Origin of the sequence: Methylobacterium sp. J-001 (assembly GCF_022829565.1) — a bacterium.
In the GTDB taxonomy this organism is placed as follows: Bacteria; Pseudomonadota; Alphaproteobacteria; order Rhizobiales; family Beijerinckiaceae; genus Methylobacterium.
In genome coordinates this window covers 63,404-78,970 of the sequence record NZ_JAKSYN010000104.1, presented here as the reverse complement: position 1 = coordinate 78,970, position 15,567 = coordinate 63,404, and the positions used below count along the sequence as shown (strand labels likewise).

The 15,567-nt window shown below is 70.0% G+C and carries 15 protein-coding genes and 1 pseudogene; 7 read left to right on the top strand and 9 right to left on the bottom strand.

Features of this window, described 5'->3' with window-relative positions; genetic code table 11:
• The first annotated feature begins 49 nt into the window (after positions 1-49).
• From MKK65_RS11665 to MKK65_RS11640, 6 genes and pseudogenes are all read left to right on the top strand, one after another.
• A complete protein-coding gene (locus MKK65_RS11665) occupies positions 50-871 on the top strand; it encodes a Cof-type HAD-IIB family hydrolase (RefSeq protein WP_243957821.1) in 822 nt (273 codons plus the stop codon).
• A 188-nt stretch (positions 872-1,059) separates the two neighbouring features.
• On the top strand, positions 1,060-2,022 hold the full coding sequence (locus MKK65_RS11660) for a lytic transglycosylase domain-containing protein (protein ID WP_243957819.1): 963 nt from the start codon (positions 1,060-1,062) through the stop codon (positions 2,020-2,022).
• A gap of 323 nt (positions 2,023-2,345) precedes the next feature.
• Positions 2,346-3,242, top strand: a pseudogene (locus tag MKK65_RS11655) (helix-turn-helix transcriptional regulator); the annotation flags it as partial.
• Positions 3,243-3,575: 333 nt separating this feature from the next.
• Positions 3,576-4,439, top strand: a complete 864-nt coding sequence (cysE, locus tag MKK65_RS11650; protein ID WP_058193634.1) for a serine O-acetyltransferase — start codon at positions 3,576-3,578, stop codon at positions 4,437-4,439.
• 105 nt (positions 4,440-4,544) lie between these two features.
• Entirely contained in the window at positions 4,545-4,760 is a 216-nt protein-coding gene (locus tag MKK65_RS11645) for a DUF3126 family protein (RefSeq protein ID WP_007565940.1), read from the top strand.
• 128 nt (positions 4,761-4,888) lie between these two features.
• On the top strand, positions 4,889-5,218 hold the full coding sequence (locus MKK65_RS11640; RefSeq protein ID WP_007565941.1) for a DUF6949 family protein: 330 nt from the start codon (positions 4,889-4,891) through the stop codon (positions 5,216-5,218).
• A gap of 7 nt (positions 5,219-5,225) precedes the next feature.
• Here MKK65_RS11640 and MKK65_RS11635 read toward each other — a convergent pair whose 3' ends face one another.
• Complete coding sequence (locus tag MKK65_RS11635) at positions 5,226-5,933, bottom strand: transglutaminase-like cysteine peptidase (RefSeq protein ID WP_058193638.1); 708 nt, start codon at positions 5,931-5,933, stop codon at positions 5,226-5,228.
• 319 nt (positions 5,934-6,252) lie between these two features.
• Here MKK65_RS11635 and MKK65_RS11630 point away from each other — a divergent pair, with 319 nt between their 5' ends.
• Positions 6,253-6,510, top strand: a complete 258-nt coding sequence (locus tag MKK65_RS11630; RefSeq protein WP_007565945.1) for a hypothetical protein — start codon at positions 6,253-6,255, stop codon at positions 6,508-6,510.
• Positions 6,511-6,600: 90 nt separating this feature from the next.
• Here MKK65_RS11630 and MKK65_RS11625 read toward each other — a convergent pair whose 3' ends face one another.
• The 8 genes from MKK65_RS11625 to MKK65_RS11590 form a co-directional block, all read right to left on the bottom strand.
• Positions 6,601-7,233, bottom strand: coding sequence for a transglutaminase-like cysteine peptidase (locus MKK65_RS11625; protein WP_243957817.1), 633 nt, complete (start codon positions 7,231-7,233; stop codon positions 6,601-6,603).
• Positions 7,234-7,442: 209 nt separating this feature from the next.
• On the bottom strand, positions 7,443-9,176 hold the full coding sequence (locus tag MKK65_RS11620; protein WP_243957815.1) for an AMP-binding protein: 1,734 nt from the start codon (positions 9,174-9,176) through the stop codon (positions 7,443-7,445).
• A gap of 53 nt (positions 9,177-9,229) precedes the next feature.
• Positions 9,230-9,667, bottom strand: a complete 438-nt coding sequence (locus MKK65_RS11615; protein WP_243957813.1) for a hypothetical protein — start codon at positions 9,665-9,667, stop codon at positions 9,230-9,232.
• A gap of 15 nt (positions 9,668-9,682) precedes the next feature.
• Positions 9,683-10,459 (bottom strand): enoyl-CoA hydratase, encoded by a 777-nt coding sequence (locus MKK65_RS11610; protein ID WP_243957811.1) that lies wholly within the window; start codon positions 10,457-10,459, stop codon positions 9,683-9,685.
• Positions 10,459-11,352, bottom strand: coding sequence for a 3-hydroxyisobutyrate dehydrogenase (mmsB, locus tag MKK65_RS11605; protein ID WP_243957833.1), 894 nt, complete (start codon positions 11,350-11,352; stop codon positions 10,459-10,461). The genes MKK65_RS11610 and mmsB overlap by 1 nt, the downstream gene beginning before the upstream one ends.
• Before the next feature lie 187 nt (positions 11,353-11,539).
• Complete coding sequence (locus MKK65_RS11600; RefSeq protein WP_243957809.1) at positions 11,540-12,601, bottom strand: enoyl-CoA hydratase/isomerase family protein; 1,062 nt, start codon at positions 12,599-12,601, stop codon at positions 11,540-11,542.
• Positions 12,601-13,743, bottom strand: a complete 1,143-nt coding sequence (locus MKK65_RS11595) for an isobutyryl-CoA dehydrogenase (protein WP_243957807.1) — start codon at positions 13,741-13,743, stop codon at positions 12,601-12,603. The genes MKK65_RS11600 and MKK65_RS11595 overlap by 1 nt, the downstream gene beginning before the upstream one ends.
• A gap of 258 nt (positions 13,744-14,001) precedes the next feature.
• A complete protein-coding gene (locus MKK65_RS11590; protein WP_243957805.1) occupies positions 14,002-15,498 on the bottom strand; it encodes a CoA-acylating methylmalonate-semialdehyde dehydrogenase in 1,497 nt (498 codons plus the stop codon).
• Between the last annotated feature and the right edge of the window lie 69 nt (positions 15,499-15,567).

Here is a 15,567-nt window from a genome sequence, read left to right as displayed (position 1 = left end):
GGCGCAGCTCGCCGAAGAAGCCCACACCCGAGCCGAACGGAGCTGAGCGATGGCAACGGACGCACAGAAGGCGACCGGAATCGCCCTGGTCATCTCCGATGTGGACGGCACGCTGGTGACCGACGACAAGCGGCTCGCCGCCTCGACGGTTGCGGCGGTGAAGCGCCTGCGCGCGGCCGGGATCGGCTTCACCATCGCCTCGGCCCGCCCGCCGCTCGGGCTGCGAACCCTCGTCGCCGAGCTGGGCCTCGACCTGCCGATGGGCGCGTTCAATGGTGCGAGCGTTGTCCGGCCGGACCTCTCGACCATCGAGGAGCGGCTGATCCCGGAGGCCGCCGCCCGCGAGGCCCTGGAGCGGCTCGAAGCCGAAAACCTCGATGCCTGGGTCTTCGCCTCGGGCGCTTGGTGGCTGCGCGACCCGGCCGGGCCCTATACCGACCTCGAGCGGCGGACGATCGGGGCCGAGCCGCGCGTGGTGGCCGATCTCGGCACGCTCATGGGGGCGGCCTCGAAGATCGTCGGCGTCAGCCCCGATCACGCCCATCTCGCCGCCTGCGAGGACCGGATCGGCACGGCGCTCGCCGATCGCGCCACGGTGCACCGCTCGCAGGCCTATTACCTCGACGTGACGCCGCCCGGGCTCGACAAGGGCCAGTTCGTGACCTGGATGAGCCGCCATCTCGGCATCCCGCCCGAACGGATCGCGACCTTCGGAGATGCCGGCAATGACCGTCCGATGTTCGAACGCAGCGGTCTCTCAGTGGCGATGGGCAATGCCGAGGCGGAAGTGAAGGCTGCAGCCAGCGCGGTCACGGAAGGCAACGGCGCAGACGGCTTCGCTCACGGCGTCGCGCGCTTCATCCTCACCTGACGGCCGGCGGATCCCGCCCTCCTGTGGATAACCGGGATGGTTAATCCGACGGCGCATGCCTGTGGCTGACGGGGCACAGATGCGCCCGACATCCCCGTCGCCCACAGGCCGTCGAATCCAGGCCGCTTTCCGGCCTCATTTCCCCGCGACCTAGCTTGACCACAGAACAAGCAGGACCGGGTCCAAGAATGCATCGCCTTCTCCTGGCTGCCGCTCTCGCGGTCGTGCCCGTCGCCGCCTTCGGGCAGGGCGCGCACGACAACATCGACGCACTGATCGAGCAGCAGGCCAAGGCGAACGGCGTCCCGGCGAGCTTCGTCCACGCGGTGGTCAAGCGCGAGAGCAACTACAACCCGAAAGCGAAGGGTGGCAGCGCCCTCGGCCTGATGCAGATCAAGCACGCAACGGCGCGCAGCCTCGGCTATACCGGCGACGCGGCGGGGCTCTACGATCCGGCGACCAACCTGCGCTACGGCGTCGCCTATCTGGCGGGGGCCTATCGCACCGCCCAGGGCAACGTCAGCCAAGCCTACCAGTACTACAACCGCGGCTATTACTACGCAGCTAAGCGCCAGGGCATCTCCAGCGAAGTCGCAGCGGTGGTGGCCCCCGTGGCGGCCTCGGCGAGCGCCCTGGCGAGCCTGTTCGGCGGCGGTGTCAGCGATTCCAGCGCCGCTTCTGCGGCCCTGGCCTACGCGCCCACGTCCGCGGCGGTGACGGCCGTGCCGAGCGAGACGGTCGAGGTGCCGCTTCCGCCCCGGCGTCCGGCCGCCCTCAGCGGCGCGGCCGAATATGCGAGCCTCTCCGTCGAGCCGGCCGCTGCCGCCGCGAGCCCCATCGTGCAGATGGCCTCGGCCGAAACCGTGGAGGTGCCGCTGCCGCCGCGCCGGCCAGCCGGCCTCGCCAACGCGTTTGCGGAGGCCGCCCCGGCCCAGCTCGCCGAGCTGCGCCTGTCGCCGCAGGCCGAGACGACCGCCGTGACGCAGGGAATTGCGATGACGCCGGCGGCTGCGACGGCCCCGGTCGCCGAAGCGGTCGAGGTGCCGCTGCCGCCGCGTCGGCCGTCGATCCAGCTGCTGGCCGCCGCCGCACCGCGCCGCGCGCCCGCAACCGCGCCCGTGCGCGAGGCCACGGCGATCCCCGTCGAGTGATACGGCGCACGACAGGATCGGGCTCGGACAACCAGCGCTTGTCCAACATCTGCCCACACGAGGATCCTGCTCAAGGCTTGACCACCGGGCCGTTCCGCAACACATAGGCGCCACGCCAGCAACAGGGTTGGATCGATGCGGCCAGAGCCCGTCGATCGGTTGAAGCCGCCGGGCACAGGCGGCGCAATACAGATTTCAAGGCAGGATACGCCGGGCTTCGTACGAACAGTCGGGCAGCACCCGCTCAATCTGCGGGTGCGAATCAGAATTCATCTTGAAGTGGCAGACATGCAGGGCAAGCACTCTGCTTTCGGGCTGGCAGGAAAGCGGACGACGCCATGACCGGCGTGTTGGAACAGGAATCGCTCTTTCTCACGGATCTCGGGCGGCGCGTCAGGCACGCGCGCACCGTGCGCGGTCTGTCGCGCAAGGTGCTGTCCCAGACCTCGGGCCTCTCGGAGCGCTACATCGCGCAGCTCGAGGGCGGGCAGGGCAACGTCTCGATCATCCTGCTGCGGCGGGTGGCCAACGCCATGGGCGTCCGGCTGGACGACCTGATCACCGGCAATGACGGCCTGCCCGATTGGCCGGTTGTCCGCGACCTCCTCGGCCAGGCGAATCCGGCCCAGATCGCCGCCGCCAAGGAGGCGCTCTCCGGCGGCAGCCGCCCGGAATCCAGCGGCCGCCTGCGCGTGGCGCTGATCGGTCTGCGCGGCGCCGGCAAGTCGACCCTGGGCAAGCTCGCCGCCGAGCGCCTGGGCTGGACCTTCGTCGAGCTGAACGCCGAGATCGAGCGCGAGAACGCGCTCTCGGTGCAGGAGATCTTCGCGATCTACGGCCAAGAGGGTTACCGCCGGCTGGAGCAAGCGGCTCTGCGCCGCCTCACCGAGCATCCAGGCCCGCTGATCCTGGCGACCAGCGGCGGCATCGTGGCCGAGCCGCTGACCTACGACCTGCTGCTCCAGGCCTTCTACACGATCTGGCTCCGCGCCCGCCCCGAGGAGCACATGAGCCGGGTCCGCGAGCAGGGCCACCTGGCCACTACCGGCGACCATGCCTCGGCCATGCAGGAACTGCGCGCCGTGCTGGCGAGCCGGGAGCCGCTCTACGCCCGGGCTTCGGCCACGGTCGACACCTCCGACATCCCGCTCCAGACCATGGTCGACCGGCTGATCACGGCGATCGAGGCGCGGTTCGGCGACGCGATGGTTGCCGGCTGAGCAGCCTTCGGGACCGGTGACAGGGACGCCGGTGCGGCATCTCCCTCGCCCCCTGTACCCTTGATCGGCGTGGTGCGGCGCACCACGCTATGGCTTCGTCCCGCCCCAGTCCGCCAAGTTTGGGAACGCACGATGCCTGAGACCAAGCGCCCCGCGCATGGCCCCGCCGGTAGGACGATGTGCTAGGATGACCCGCGGTGGCGGGGTCCTTCACCGCGTCTGCCGCCGCGCCAAAGCTCCGCTGCAGCGTCCGGCCAGGGCAGGTAACCGGGCCCGATCCGCCGCCGCACCAGCGAAGCGCGAGCCCGACATCTCGATCATGAGCCACCGTCCATGAGCGCCAGCCCAGCCCTCAGCCCAGCCTTCCGTCAGGACACGGGCGACGTCGCGGTCTGCGATCCGGTCTGGTCGCGGCTGCGTGCAGAGGCCGAGGACGTGCTGCGCACCGAGCCCCAGCTCGCCTCCTTCATCGTCGCCACGGTCCTGAACCACGCCACCCTGGAGGGCGCCGTCTCCCACCGGGTCGCGGCCCGGCTGGGGCACCCGTCGCTGCCCGCCGAGCTCGTCGCCCATGCCTTCCACGAGGCGATCGGCGCCGATCCCGCCATCGGGCAGGCGTTCCGGGCCGATATCGGCGCGGTGATCGACCGGGATCCCGCGACGCTGCGCGCTCTGGAGCCGGTCCTGTACTTCAAGGGCTTCCACGCGCTCCAGGCCTACCGCTTGGCCCACCACGTCTGGACCCGGGGGCGGCGCGACCTCGCGCTCTACCTGCAGAGCCGGGTCTCCGAGGTGTTCCAGTGCGACATCCACCCAGCCGCCCGGATCGGCCGTGGCGTGTTCCTCGACCACGCCACCGGCCTGGTGGTCGGCTCGACCGCGGTGATCGAGGACGACGTGTCCATCCTCCACGGGGTGACGCTTGGCGGCACCGGGAAGCAGCGCGGCGACCGCCATCCCAAGATCCGCCGCGGCGTGATGATCGGCGCCGGCGCCAAGATCCTCGGCAATATCGAGGTCGGCGCCTGCGCCCGGGTGGCGGCGGGCTCGGTGGTGCTGCGGCCCGTCCCGGCCAACACGACGGTGGTGGGCGTGCCGGCGCGGGTCGTCGGCACCGCGGGCTGCGACGATCCGGCCCGGGCCATGGACCAGCTGGTCGCCCTCGACCAGTTCATCCACGTGGGCGACGGGATCTGACCTCGACAAGGCTGCGCTTGCCGCTCCGCCGCTCGCGTGGCAAGCCCTCCGCCGATCCGGGCGTCAGCGCCGCAACATCATCGTCGCCATGGGAGGCCAGACAGCGTGACCAAAGCCGAGACCGCGAAGCTGCAGGACTACCTGCGTCGCAAGTTCGCCAACAACAACATCCGCCTGACCGCGATGAAGACCGGCGATTCCGCCGAGGTGTTCATCGGCGAGGAATCGATCGGCGTGATCGCCGACGACAAGGAGGACGGCGACGATTCCTTCGTCTTCCGCATGGCGATCCTCGATATCGACCTCGAGGAAGAAGCCTGAGGCACCCGACGCGGGCCGGGTTCCACCGGCCCGCGCCTGTGTACGGGTTAAGGCTAACCCGCGTGATTGCTTAACAATCAGTAAATCGTGTGGCTAAACTCCGCGCAACCTTTTTAGGAGCGCGAATAATGGTCCTCACGCCTGCGGCCCTCGAATCGATCCGGACCTTGTGCATCGGTCTGGCCCTGTCCGGGCTGATTGCCAGCGCCTTCGAGCTGTTCGCGGCGCGGCGGGCGAGCTTCAGCCTGTTGGAGCGTGGCGGCCTGCCGGCGGTGGCGGCCCTGCCGATGCTGGCCTTCTCGGCCCCGTTCATCATCCTGCGCAACACCCTGCGCGGCCGCAAGATCGAGGGCCGGCCGATGCCCTTCGTGATGCTGGCGACCGTCATCGCCTGCGGCTGGGGCCTGCTCTCGGGCCGGGTCGCCCTCGATCTGGCGGCGATGCTGGTCGGCGCCTGACGCTGTCTCACGGCTCCGCGGTCGCCACCTGCGCGGCGCCATCCCGGCCCTCCAGAGAGACCCAGGTCTGGCCGTCCTGGCCCGCGCGCTTGATGAAGCTGTAGCCGGTGCGCCGCCAGGGGCGGATCGCGTCGGTCTTGTTGTCGAGGATGAAGTCGCCCTGATCGGTGCGGACCGTCAGCACCGCGTGGCCCGCATTGGTCTCGTCGATCACCACGGTCATCAGCAGGGCCCGCCGCGGCAGGCCGCGCTCGGCCAGCATCCGCCGCTTGAGCAACTGGTAATCCTCGCAATCGCCGAACCCGTCATCGGGAAAATCCCAGCGGTCGACGACGCCCCAATGCGCCTGGTCGGTGATCGGCCGGATGCGGCTGTTCACCCGATGATTCACGCTTCGCAGCGTCCGCCACACCGCCACGGTGAGCGGGATCGCCGCGGGCTCCGCGGCGTCGATGCGGCATTCCTCCGGCATCCGCTCGCAGAACTCGGTCCAGCCGGTGATCGCGCCGACGGGGCCGTTGGCTTCGGGGGCGGTCGCGCCCTCCGGCAGGGTCAGGCGGGCATGGGCGTGGGTGTTGGCGCCGCCCAGCATCAGGATCGTCCCGACCAGGGCAAGGCTCGCGGCTTGGCGGGCTCGGCGGAGCGGCATCGACCATCCGCGCCAGTGCGGCGCGACGAGCGCGAGAGCCGGAATCCCACCATCCGCGTGCCGCATGGATCACGCCCCATCGACCGATGATGACGGGAAGGTGACACGCGCGGGTGCAACGCACAATGGCGGAAACGGCGGAAGAAACGTCCGGCGTGCTCGATCGGTTCCGCTTTTTATGGGTGTTGCATCGGCGTTGCTGCCGCTTGGCGCATGCGCTGGCGGAATGGCCGCCCTGCCAGCTCACGGAAGCGCTTGATTCGAACGAGCTTTGCCGGCTTGAGACAGGGGATGCCCGCGGGTGGATTCGCGGGTGAATTGATCATTTCGCAAGAACCCGGCCATCCCCGCGCGGGATTGCCTCAGGCCAGAGAAGGATTTCACGATGCAGCCCGCCATCCAGCAGGTGATCAGAGCGCTCGCCGAGGATGGTCGGGCCGGGGCCATCGGCATCGCCGAGCACGCCGTGGAAGCCTATCTCGCCGGGTCGCCCACCGAGGGCGACCGTGCCCTGTCCCGCGACATCCTGGTCCGCGACCTCGCCAGCCTCCGGGGCATCGCCCCTCACCTCGCCGGCTTCATCGGCCGTGTCGAGACCTTCGTGGCGAACCTCGCGCAGCCGTCGCTGAGCCGCGCCGCCTGAGCGAGACCTCTCGGGCCCCTGTCTCGAACCCGGCCAAAGGGCCTGAGGCCCTTTGGAAACCCCGAACGGACTGGCGGGCCGAAGGCCCGTTCAACGGTTGGCGGTGGTGACCGGCGAGGTGACGCCGCCGAGCGAGACCCAGGCCGTCGCGTCCTGGCTCTCGCGCTTGATGAACACGTAGCCGGTCTTGTGCCAGGCCTCGATCACGTTGGTTTTGTTGTCGAGGATCAGGTCGCCCCGGTCGGTGATCAGGGTCAGGACCGCGTGGCCCTCGCCCTTCTCGTCGATCACCACGGTCATGCGCATCGCCCGCCGGGGCAGGCCGGCCTCGGCCAGCAGATGGCGCTTGAGCAGCTGGAAATCCTCACAATCGCCGATGCCGTCCTCGGCGAGGTCCCAGCGGTCGGCGACATGGAGATGCTCCATGTCGGTCTTCGGCTCGACCGACTTGTTCACCCGGCGGTTCACTGAGACGATCGTCGCCCAGATTGCCGGCGTCAGGCTGATGCGGGCCGGCTCGCTCCGGTCCACCGCGCATTCCGCCGCGTAGGATTGGCAGAACGTCACCCAGGCCGCGATCGGGCGGGCATCGCCGAGCACCTTGGCGCCGTTCTCTGCGGGCAGGCTCGCCAGGGTCTGGGCCTCGGCGGTGACCGCGAGGCCGAACAGCACCAGCGCGCCGGCGAGCGTGACCCGAACCGTCTTGAGAAGCCCCGCGCCCATCGAACCCGTCCTCGTTGTTGAGGACAGGATTGCGCCGCAGAGCCTCCGCGGCGCTGAAGCGGATCGGCGCAATTTTATCGATTCGCCCGCGGCGGCGGGCTCTAGCGCGACACCGTCGACGGGCGCCTTGAGAAACCCGGACAATCCGCGGCTTCCGGTTCGGAAACCGGAAACCTTGAGGCCGCGTTACGGTCCGTAGAAGAGCCGGATCACCCCGCCGTCTGGTCGAGCTTGCGCTCCGTCTCGCCCTTCAGCTCCGGAAAATCCGCCTGCGTATAGGCCCGGCCCCGGTGCGGGTCCTCGGTGACGCCGTCATGCTCCAGGCGGCGCAGCTGCACCCGGCGGATCTTGCCCGAGATGGTCTTGGGCAGCTCGGTGACGAATTCGAGGCCGCGCAGCCGCTTGAACGTCGCCAGCCGGGCATTGGTGAAGCGGAAGATGTCAAGCGCCGTCTCCGGGCCGGCCGAGGCGCCCGCCACCAGCGAGACGTAGGCCTTCGGGATCGTGTGGCGCATCGGATCGGGGATCGGCACCACCGCGGCTTCCGCCACCGCCGGATGCTCGATCAGCACGCTCTCCAGCTCGAACGGGCTGATCCGGTAGCCGGAGGATTTGAACACGTCATCGGCGCGGCCCACGAAGGTGTAGCATCCCTGGTCGTCCACGAAGGCGACGTCGCCGGTGCGGTAGAGCGCGCCGTCCGCGCCCGACAGGTTGCCGCTGCCGTCGTCGTAGCCCTGCATCAGGCCCGCGGGGCGATGCGCGCCGAGTTCGAGGCAGACCTCGCCCTCGCTGGCCGGCTCGCCATCCGCGTCGAGGACGCGCACGCTATAGCCGGGCAGCGGCCGGCCCAGGGCGCCGGGCACCACCGGCTGTCCGGGCGTGTTGGCCATCAGGGCCGTGGTCTCGGTCTGGCCGTAGCCGTCGCGGATCGTGACACCCCAGGCGTCCTTCACCCGCTCGATCACCTCGGGGTTCAGGGGCTCGCCGGCGGCGCAGATCTCGCGCAAAGCCAGCGTCCGGCCGGTGAGGTCCTCCTGGATGATCATCCGCCAGACGGTGGGCGGCGCGCAGAGCGTGGTGGCGCGCGTGCGCTCGAGTTGCGTGAGCAGCGCGGCTGCATTGAACGGCGCCTGGTTGATCACCAGGATGGTCGCGCCGGCATTCCAGGGGGCGAAGAACGACGACCAGGCATGCTTCGCCCAGCCCGGCGAGGAGACGTTGCAATGCACGTCCCCGGGCTTGAGCCCGAGCCAGTACATGGTCGAGAGCGCCCCGACCGGATAGGAGCGATGGCTGTGGCGCACCAGCTTCGGCTTCGCGGTGGTGCCGGAAGTGAAGTAGAGCAGCAGCGGGTCGTCGGCCGCGGTCGGCCCGTCGGGGGTAAAGGTCTCGGGCGCGCTAAACGCGTCGTCGTAGGCGCTCCAGCCCTCCGTCGCCGCGCCGGTGACGATGCGGATCGCGCCGCCGGTCTCCAGGCCGGCGAAGCGCCCGAGCTGCTCTGGGCCGGCGACGATCGCCCGGGGCCGGCCGCGGGCCAGGCGGTCGGCGAGCTCGTCCGCCGTGAGCAGGGTGGTGGCCGGGATGACCACGGCCCCGAGCTTCATCGCCGCCAGCATGGTCTCCCACAGGGCCGGGACGTTGCCGAGCAGCAGGAGCAGGGGGTCCCCGCGCTTCAGCCCGAGCCCGCGCAGATGGTTGGCGACCTGGTTGGACCGGCGCGCCATCTCCCCGAAGGTCAGGCTCTGCGCGGCGCCGCTGGCGGCCTCGACGATGTGCAGCGCGGTGCGGTCGCGGCTTTCCGGGCCGGCGAGCTCGGCGTCGAACCAGTCGAGCGCCCAGTTGAACGGCACCGGGTCCGGCCAGGCGAAGGCCGAAACGGCCCTCGCGTAGTCGGTACGATGGGCCAGCAGCAGATCACGGGCCTCCCGGAAGCTGGGCATGGTCGTTCCCCCCGTCGTTCTTGTTCGGCCGGCCGATCCGGCCAATCCCGCCCTCAGGCGGGAATCAGGTCCTCGCCGGCGGCGCCACGCGCGAGGCGCTGCACCATGCCGGCGTGGAAATGGCGGATCTCCTCGGCGATCGCCTCCACCGCGCGGCTGTTGCGGGGAAAGTCGTCGGCGTTGAGCCCGATCAGGCCGGCGGTGTAGCCGGTCTCGTTGTTCTCGAAGGGGTCGGCATAGAGCCAGGTCCACCAGTCCCGGGCCGGGACGAGGCTCGCGCCGGGCTTGACCCGCAAAGCCGCCAGGAACCGGAAGTGGCGGAGCAGCTCCTTGCGCCAGACCGCACGCGTCTCCGGAGCCACGTCGAAGGCCAACAGCTTCACGAGATGCTCGTTGATGGTCTCCTCGCGCCCGCGCGCCTTCTGGGCGACGATCGCGCGCGGGAAGGCCATCTCGAAGCGCGCTTCGCTATCGCGGTCTAGGACGTCCATCGCCCATTCCCCAGCTCAGATATTCTCGAACCGGGCCGGCCGCTTCTCCACGAAGGCGGCCATGCCCTCCTTCTGGTCCTTCGTGGCGAACATCGCGTGGAAGACCCGGCGCTCGAAGCGCACGCCCTCGGTGAGGGTGGTCTCGTAGGAGCGGTTGACCGCCTCCTTGGTCATCATGGCGATCGGCAGCGACATGGAGGCGATGGTCTCGGCGGCCTTCAGCGCCTCGTCGAGGAGCTGCTCCGCGGGGATCACCCGGGAGACCAGGCCGGCGCGCTCGGCCTCGGCGGAATCCATCATCCGGCCGGTCAGGCACATCTCCATGGCCTTCGACTTGCCGACGAACCGCGTGAGCCGCTGGCTGCCGCCGATCCCCGGCATGACGCCGAGCTTGATCTCGGGCTGGCCGAACTGCGCCGTGTCGGCCGCCAGGATGAAGTCGCACATCATGGCGAGCTCGCAGCCGCCGCCGAGCGCGTAGCCCGCCACCGCGGCGATGATCGGCGTGCGCACCCCCGTGAACCGCTCCCAGTCGGCGAAGCGGTCTTGCGCATACATCTCCGCGTAGGTCGCGTGCTGCATCTCCTTGATGTCGGCCCCGGCCGCGAAGGCCTTGGCCGAGCCGGTGATGACGATGCAGCCGATGCCCGGATCGGCATCCGCCTCGGTCGCCGCCCGGATCACCTCAGCCGTGAGCTGCGCGTTGATGGCGTTGAGCGCCTTGGGGCGGTTGAGGGTGATCAGCAGGACGCGCCCGCGCGTCTCCGTCAGGATCGTCTCGTAGGCGTCCATCACGACTCACTCCCCGATCCGCGAAGCATACGGATGATCGCGGAAAAGTCCTCTCCCCCGTGGCCCAGGCCCTCGAACAGCCCGTAGATCTGTGCGGCCTCGGCGCCGAGCGGCGTCGCCGCCCCCGAGGCCAGCGCCGCCGCCTGTGCCAGGCGGAGGTCCTTGAGCATCAGCGCGGCGGCAAATCCCGGCTTGTAGCCGGCATTGGCCGGCGAGGTCGGCACCGGACCCGGCACCGGGCAGTAGGTGGTGAGCGACCAGCACTGGCCCGAGGAGACCGAGGCGACGTCGTAGAGCGCCTGGTGCGACAGCCCGAGCTTTTCGCCGAGCGCGAAGGCCTCGCTGACGCCGATCATCGAGATCCCGAGGATCATGTTATTGCAGATCTTGGCCGCCTGGCCGGCGCCGGCCGCGCCGCAATGGAACACGTTCTTGCCCATGGCCTTCAGCAGCGGCTCAGCTTTCGCGAAGGCCGCCTCGGCTCCGCCAGCCATGAAGGTCAGCGTCCCGGCCTTGGCGCCCCCGGTCCCGCCGGAGACCGGCGCGTCCACGGACAGGCAGCCGCGTGCCTCGGCGAGGCCGTGGGCCTTGCGCGAAGACTCGACATCCACGGTCGAGGAATCGATCAGCAGGGTGCCGGCCGGCAGGGCGTTGGCGAGCTGGGTCCAGACCTCGACCACGTGCCGCCCGGCGGGCAGCATGGTGACCACCACCTCCGCCCCCTCGGCCGCATCAAGGGCAGAGCCCGCCACCGCGACGCCCGCGGCCCGGGCCGCCTCCAGGGAAGCCGGCGCGAGATCGAACCCGCGCACCGTGTGCCCCGCCTTCACGAGGTTGGCCGCCATGGGCCCGCCCATATTGCCGAGACCGATGAACCCGATGGTCTGTGCCATCATACCCCTCCCATTCGCTTGTTATTACCTCTCCCAACCATCCCCTCATCCTGAGGTGCGGCGAAGCCGCCTCGAAGGAGGGCTCCAGGGATCGCGCGGCGGCTGGAGGACTCCTTCGAGGCCCGGCGATCCTACGGATCGCCGGGCACCTCAGGATGAGGTGGGTGGTGGGAGAAGCCGCCTCACATCACACCGGCCCCGTGCGCGCGTCCGAAAACACCGGCTCCGCCCGTGGCTCGAGCCAGCCGGCGATCCGGGCCGGGTCGACCGCATCGAGGCGCGGCGGGTTCCAGCGCGGGCTCTTGTCCTTGTCGATCACCGCGGCCCGGATGCCCTCGCGGAAATCGCCCTCCTCCAGCAGCGCCAGCGAGGCGTGGAACTCGCGCTCCAGGCAGGCTTCGAGGTTGGGCGAGCGCCGGCCCAGGCGCAGCAGGCAGAGCGTCAGGACCAGGCTCGACGGGGACTTGGTCAGCAGGGTCTTGCGGGTCGTTACCGCGAAGTCGGACCCGTCCGCCTCCAGAGCCGACAGGATCTCGTCGACCATGTCGAAGGCGAAGCAGCGGTCGATGATCTCGCGATGCTGCGCAAGGGGCGGTTCGCCGGGATCGCGTGCCAGCCGGCCGAGCACGTCGCGCACGCCCGCGTCGCCGGCATCGGGCGGCAGGGCCGACAGCGCGTCGATCAGGTCCGGCAGCGCCTGCGTGGGCACCAGCAGATCGGCGAGCCCGCAAAAGATCGCGTCGGCGGCGGCAACCGGCTCGCCGGTCAGGCCGAGATAGGTACCGACCTGGCCGGGCGCGCGGGGCAGCAGCCAGGTGCCGCCGACATCCGGCAGGTAGCCGATGCCGGTCTCCGGCATGGCGACGCGGGAGCGCTCGGTGACGACCCGGTGGGCCGCATGCCCGGCGAGACCGACGCCGCCGCCCATGGTGATGCCGTCCATCACCACCACGAACGGTTTTTCGTAAGCCGCGATCCGGGAATCCAGCCGGTACTCGTCCCGCCAGAAGGCTTCCGCGAAGGCGGTGCCCGGGTTGTCGTACAGGCCGCGCAGGTCGCCGCCGGCGCAGAGGCCGCGCTCGCCCTCGCCGGTGAGCAGCACCGCGGCGAGGCCGGGATCGGCGGAGAACTGGTTCAGGGCGGCGTCGATCGCCAGGACCATGCCGTGGGTCAGGGCGTTCAGGGCCTTGGGCCGGTCGAGGCGCAGGCGCCCCAGGGCGCCGACGCGCTCGACGATCACATCGGACATCAGCGTCCCCCGGTCAGCGCGCGGGCGATGATCACCCGCATGATCTCGTTGGTGCCTTCGAGGATCTGGTGCACGCGCAGGTCCCGGACGATCTTCTCGATCCCGTACTCGGCGAGATAGCCGTAGCCGCCGTGCAGCTGCAGGGCTTGGTTGGCGACCTCGAAGGCGGCATCCGTCACGTGGCGCTTGGCCATGGCGCAGAGCTGCGTGGCCGCCGGGTCCTTGGCGTCGAGCGCGGCGGCGGCGTGCCGCAGGAAGGTGCGCGACACCTCCAGGGAGGTGGCCATGTCGGCCAGCCGGAACTGGAGCGCCTGGAAGTCGCTGAGCCGGGCCCCGAAGGCGCGCCGGTCGCCCATATAGGCCAGGGTCTTGTCGAGGGCCGACTGGGCGCCGCCCAGCGCGCAGGCGGCGATGTTGAGCCGGCCGCCATCGAGGCCGCTCATGGCGATGCGGAAGCCCTGGCCCTCCGCGCCCAGGCGGTTCACCACCGGGACCCGGCAGCCGTCGAACCGCACGGCCCGGGTCGGCTGCGCGTTCCAACCCATCTTGCGCTCTTCCGCGCCGAAGGAGAGGCCGGGCGTCCCCTTCTCGACCACGATCGCCGAGATGCCCTTCGGCCCCGCCGCGCCGGTGCGGACCATGCAGATGTAGAGGTCGCTGACGCCGGCGCCGGAGATGAACTGCTTCTCGCCGGTGAGCACGTAATGGTCGCCGTCCCGCTCGGCGCGGGTGCGCAGCGCCGCCGCGTCGGAGCCCGAGCCCGGCTCGGTCAGGCAGTAGCTGGCGATCGTCTCCATGCCCATCAGGGCCGGGATCCAGCGCCGGCGCTGGTCCGCGTCGCCGTAGGCATCGATCATCCAGGCGCACATGTTGTGGATCGACAGGAACGCCGCCACCGTCGGGCAGCCGGTGCTCAGCGCCTCGAAGATCAGGGCGGCGTCGAGCCGCGACAGGCCCGAGCCGCCGACATCCTCGCGGACATAGATGCCCGCCATCCCGAGCGCCGCGGCCGCCCGCAGGGTGTCGACCGGGAAGGTCTTGTCCCGGTCCCAGTCGAGGGCGTGCGGCGCGATATGCTCGGCCGCGAAGCCCAGCGCCATCTCGCGGATCGCGGTCCGATCCTCATCGAGCCCGAAACTCATGGGCGTAGCTCCACTAGGTCAGAACACGGCACCTGCCCCTGTGCGGGGGTAGGATCACCCGGCGGGTTCGGCACCAAACCTCTGAACCACCACGCTCTCCCCTCCCCCTTGCGGGGAGGGGTCAGGGGTGGGGGTGGTTCCAGATGAGACCCGGCGGTGCCTTCTGCACCACCCCCACCTCCAACTCCTCCCCGCAAGGGGGAGGAGAGCGCGTCGTGCATCCGGCGCGCATCGGAGCCGGCAAGGGCGGAGGCGGCCCTACCGCATCGTCGGGATGGAGAACTCCGCGCCGCTCTTGATGCCGCTCGGCCAGCGCTGCGTGACCGTCTTGGTCTTGGTGTAGAAGCGGATCGAGTCCGGCCCGTGCTGGTTCAGGTCGCCGAAGCCGGAGCGCTTCCAGCCGCCGAAGGTGTGGTAGGCGATCGGCACCGGGATCGGCACGTTGACGCCGACCATGCCGACATTCACCCGGGCGGTGAAGTCGCGCGCCGCGTCGCCGTCCTGGGTGAAGATCGCGACGCCGTTGCCGTATTGATGGGTCGAGGGCAGCGCCAGGGCCTCCTCGTAGTTCTGCGCCCGGACCACCGAGAGGACGGGACCGAAGATCTCTTCCTTGTAGATGGTCATGTCGGGGGTCACGCGGTCGAACAGCGAGCCGCCCATGTAGAAGCCGTTCTCGTAGCCCTGGAGCTTGAAGCCGCGGCCGTCGACGGCGAGATGCGCGCCCTCGGCGACGCCCTGGTCGATGTAGCCGGCGACCTTCCGGACCGCCTCGGCGGTGACCAGCGGGCCGTAATCTGCCGAGCCGTCATGCGAGGGGCCGATCTTGAGGGACTCGACCCGCGGGATCAGCTTCTCCATGAGCCGGTCGGCCGTGGCCTCGCCCACCGGCACCGCCACCGAGATCGCCATACAGCGCTCGCCGGCCGAGCCGTAGCCGGCGCCGATCAGGGCATCGACCGCCTGGCCCATATCGGCGTCCGGCATGATGATCATGTGGTTCTTGGCGCCACCGAAGCACTGGGCGCGCTTCCCCGTCTGGGCGGAGCGCACGTAGATGTACTCGGCGATCTGCGAGGAGCCGACGAAGCCCACCGCGCGGATGTCCTCGTCGTCGAGGATCGCATCGACGGCTTCCTTGTCGCCGTTGACGACGTTGAGGATGCCTGGCGGCAGACCGGCCTCCAGGAAGATCTCGGCGATGCGCAGCGGCACGCTCGGGTCGCGCTCGGACGGCTTCAGGATGAAGGCGTTGCCGCAGGCGATGGCCGGGGCGCATTTCCACAGCGGGATCATGGCCGGGAAGTTGAACGGCGTGATGCCGGCGACCACGCCGAGCGGCTGGCGCAGGGAATAGACGTCGATGCCAGGGCCGGCGCCCTCGGTGTACTCGCCCTTGAGCAGGTGCGGGATTCCGCAGGCGAACTCGACCACCTCGACGCCGCGCTGAATGTCGCCCTTGGCGTCCGGCACGGTCTTGCCGTGCTCGGAGGCGAGCAGCTCGGCCAGGGCGTCGTTCTCACCGCGAATGAGTTCGAGGAAGCGCATCATCACCCGGGCGCGCTTCTGCGGGTTGGTGGCCGCCCAAGCCGGCTGGGCCGCCGCAGCGTTCTCCACCGCGGCGCGCATCTCGGCCTTGCTGGCCAGCGCGACCTTGGCCTGGACCTCGCCGGTCGAGGGGTGGAACACGTCGGCGAACCGCCCGCTCTCGCCGCCGACGAAACGGCCGCCGATGAAGTGTCCGATCGTGCGCATGAGCGCCTCCCTGTTGTCGTTATCGATTTGGTTTTGGCGCAGCCTAACAGGATCGCTTGAACGATAAAG

Bases quoted from the DNA above. Each gene is read 5' to 3' on its own strand.
- MKK65_RS11600 (WP_243957809.1), bottom strand. From the start codon at position 12,601: ATGTCCGATGTGATCGTCGAGCGCGTCGGCGCCCTGGGGCGCCTGCGC.
- MKK65_RS11635 (WP_058193638.1), bottom strand. From the start codon at position 5,933: ATGCGGCACGCGGATGGTGGGATTCCGGCTCTCGCGCTCGTCGCGCCG.
- MKK65_RS11620 (WP_243957815.1), bottom strand. From the start codon at position 9,176: ATGCCCAGCTTCCGGGAGGCCCGTGATCTGCTGCTGGCCCATCGTACC.
- MKK65_RS11625 (WP_243957817.1), bottom strand. From the start codon at position 7,233: ATGGGCGCGGGGCTTCTCAAGACGGTTCGGGTCACGCTCGCCGGCGCG.
- MKK65_RS11610 (WP_243957811.1), bottom strand. From the start codon at position 10,459: ATGGACGCCTACGAGACGATCCTGACGGAGACGCGCGGGCGCGTCCTG.
- MKK65_RS11595 (WP_243957807.1), bottom strand. From the start codon at position 13,743: ATGAGTTTCGGGCTCGATGAGGATCGGACCGCGATCCGCGAGATGGCG.
- MKK65_RS11590 (WP_243957805.1), bottom strand. From the start codon at position 15,498: ATGCGCACGATCGGACACTTCATCGGCGGCCGTTTCGTCGGCGGCGAG.
- MKK65_RS11660 (WP_243957819.1), top strand. From the start codon at position 1,060: ATGCATCGCCTTCTCCTGGCTGCCGCTCTCGCGGTCGTGCCCGTCGCC.
- MKK65_RS11665 (WP_243957821.1), top strand. From the start codon at position 50: ATGGCAACGGACGCACAGAAGGCGACCGGAATCGCCCTGGTCATCTCC.
- MKK65_RS11630 (WP_007565945.1), top strand. From the start codon at position 6,253: ATGCAGCCCGCCATCCAGCAGGTGATCAGAGCGCTCGCCGAGGATGGT.
- cysE (WP_058193634.1), top strand. From the start codon at position 3,576: ATGAGCGCCAGCCCAGCCCTCAGCCCAGCCTTCCGTCAGGACACGGGC.
- mmsB (WP_243957833.1), bottom strand. From the start codon at position 11,352: ATGGCACAGACCATCGGGTTCATCGGTCTCGGCAATATGGGCGGGCCC.
- MKK65_RS11615 (WP_243957813.1), bottom strand. From the start codon at position 9,667: ATGGACGTCCTAGACCGCGATAGCGAAGCGCGCTTCGAGATGGCCTTC.
- MKK65_RS11640 (WP_007565941.1), top strand. From the start codon at position 4,889: ATGGTCCTCACGCCTGCGGCCCTCGAATCGATCCGGACCTTGTGCATC.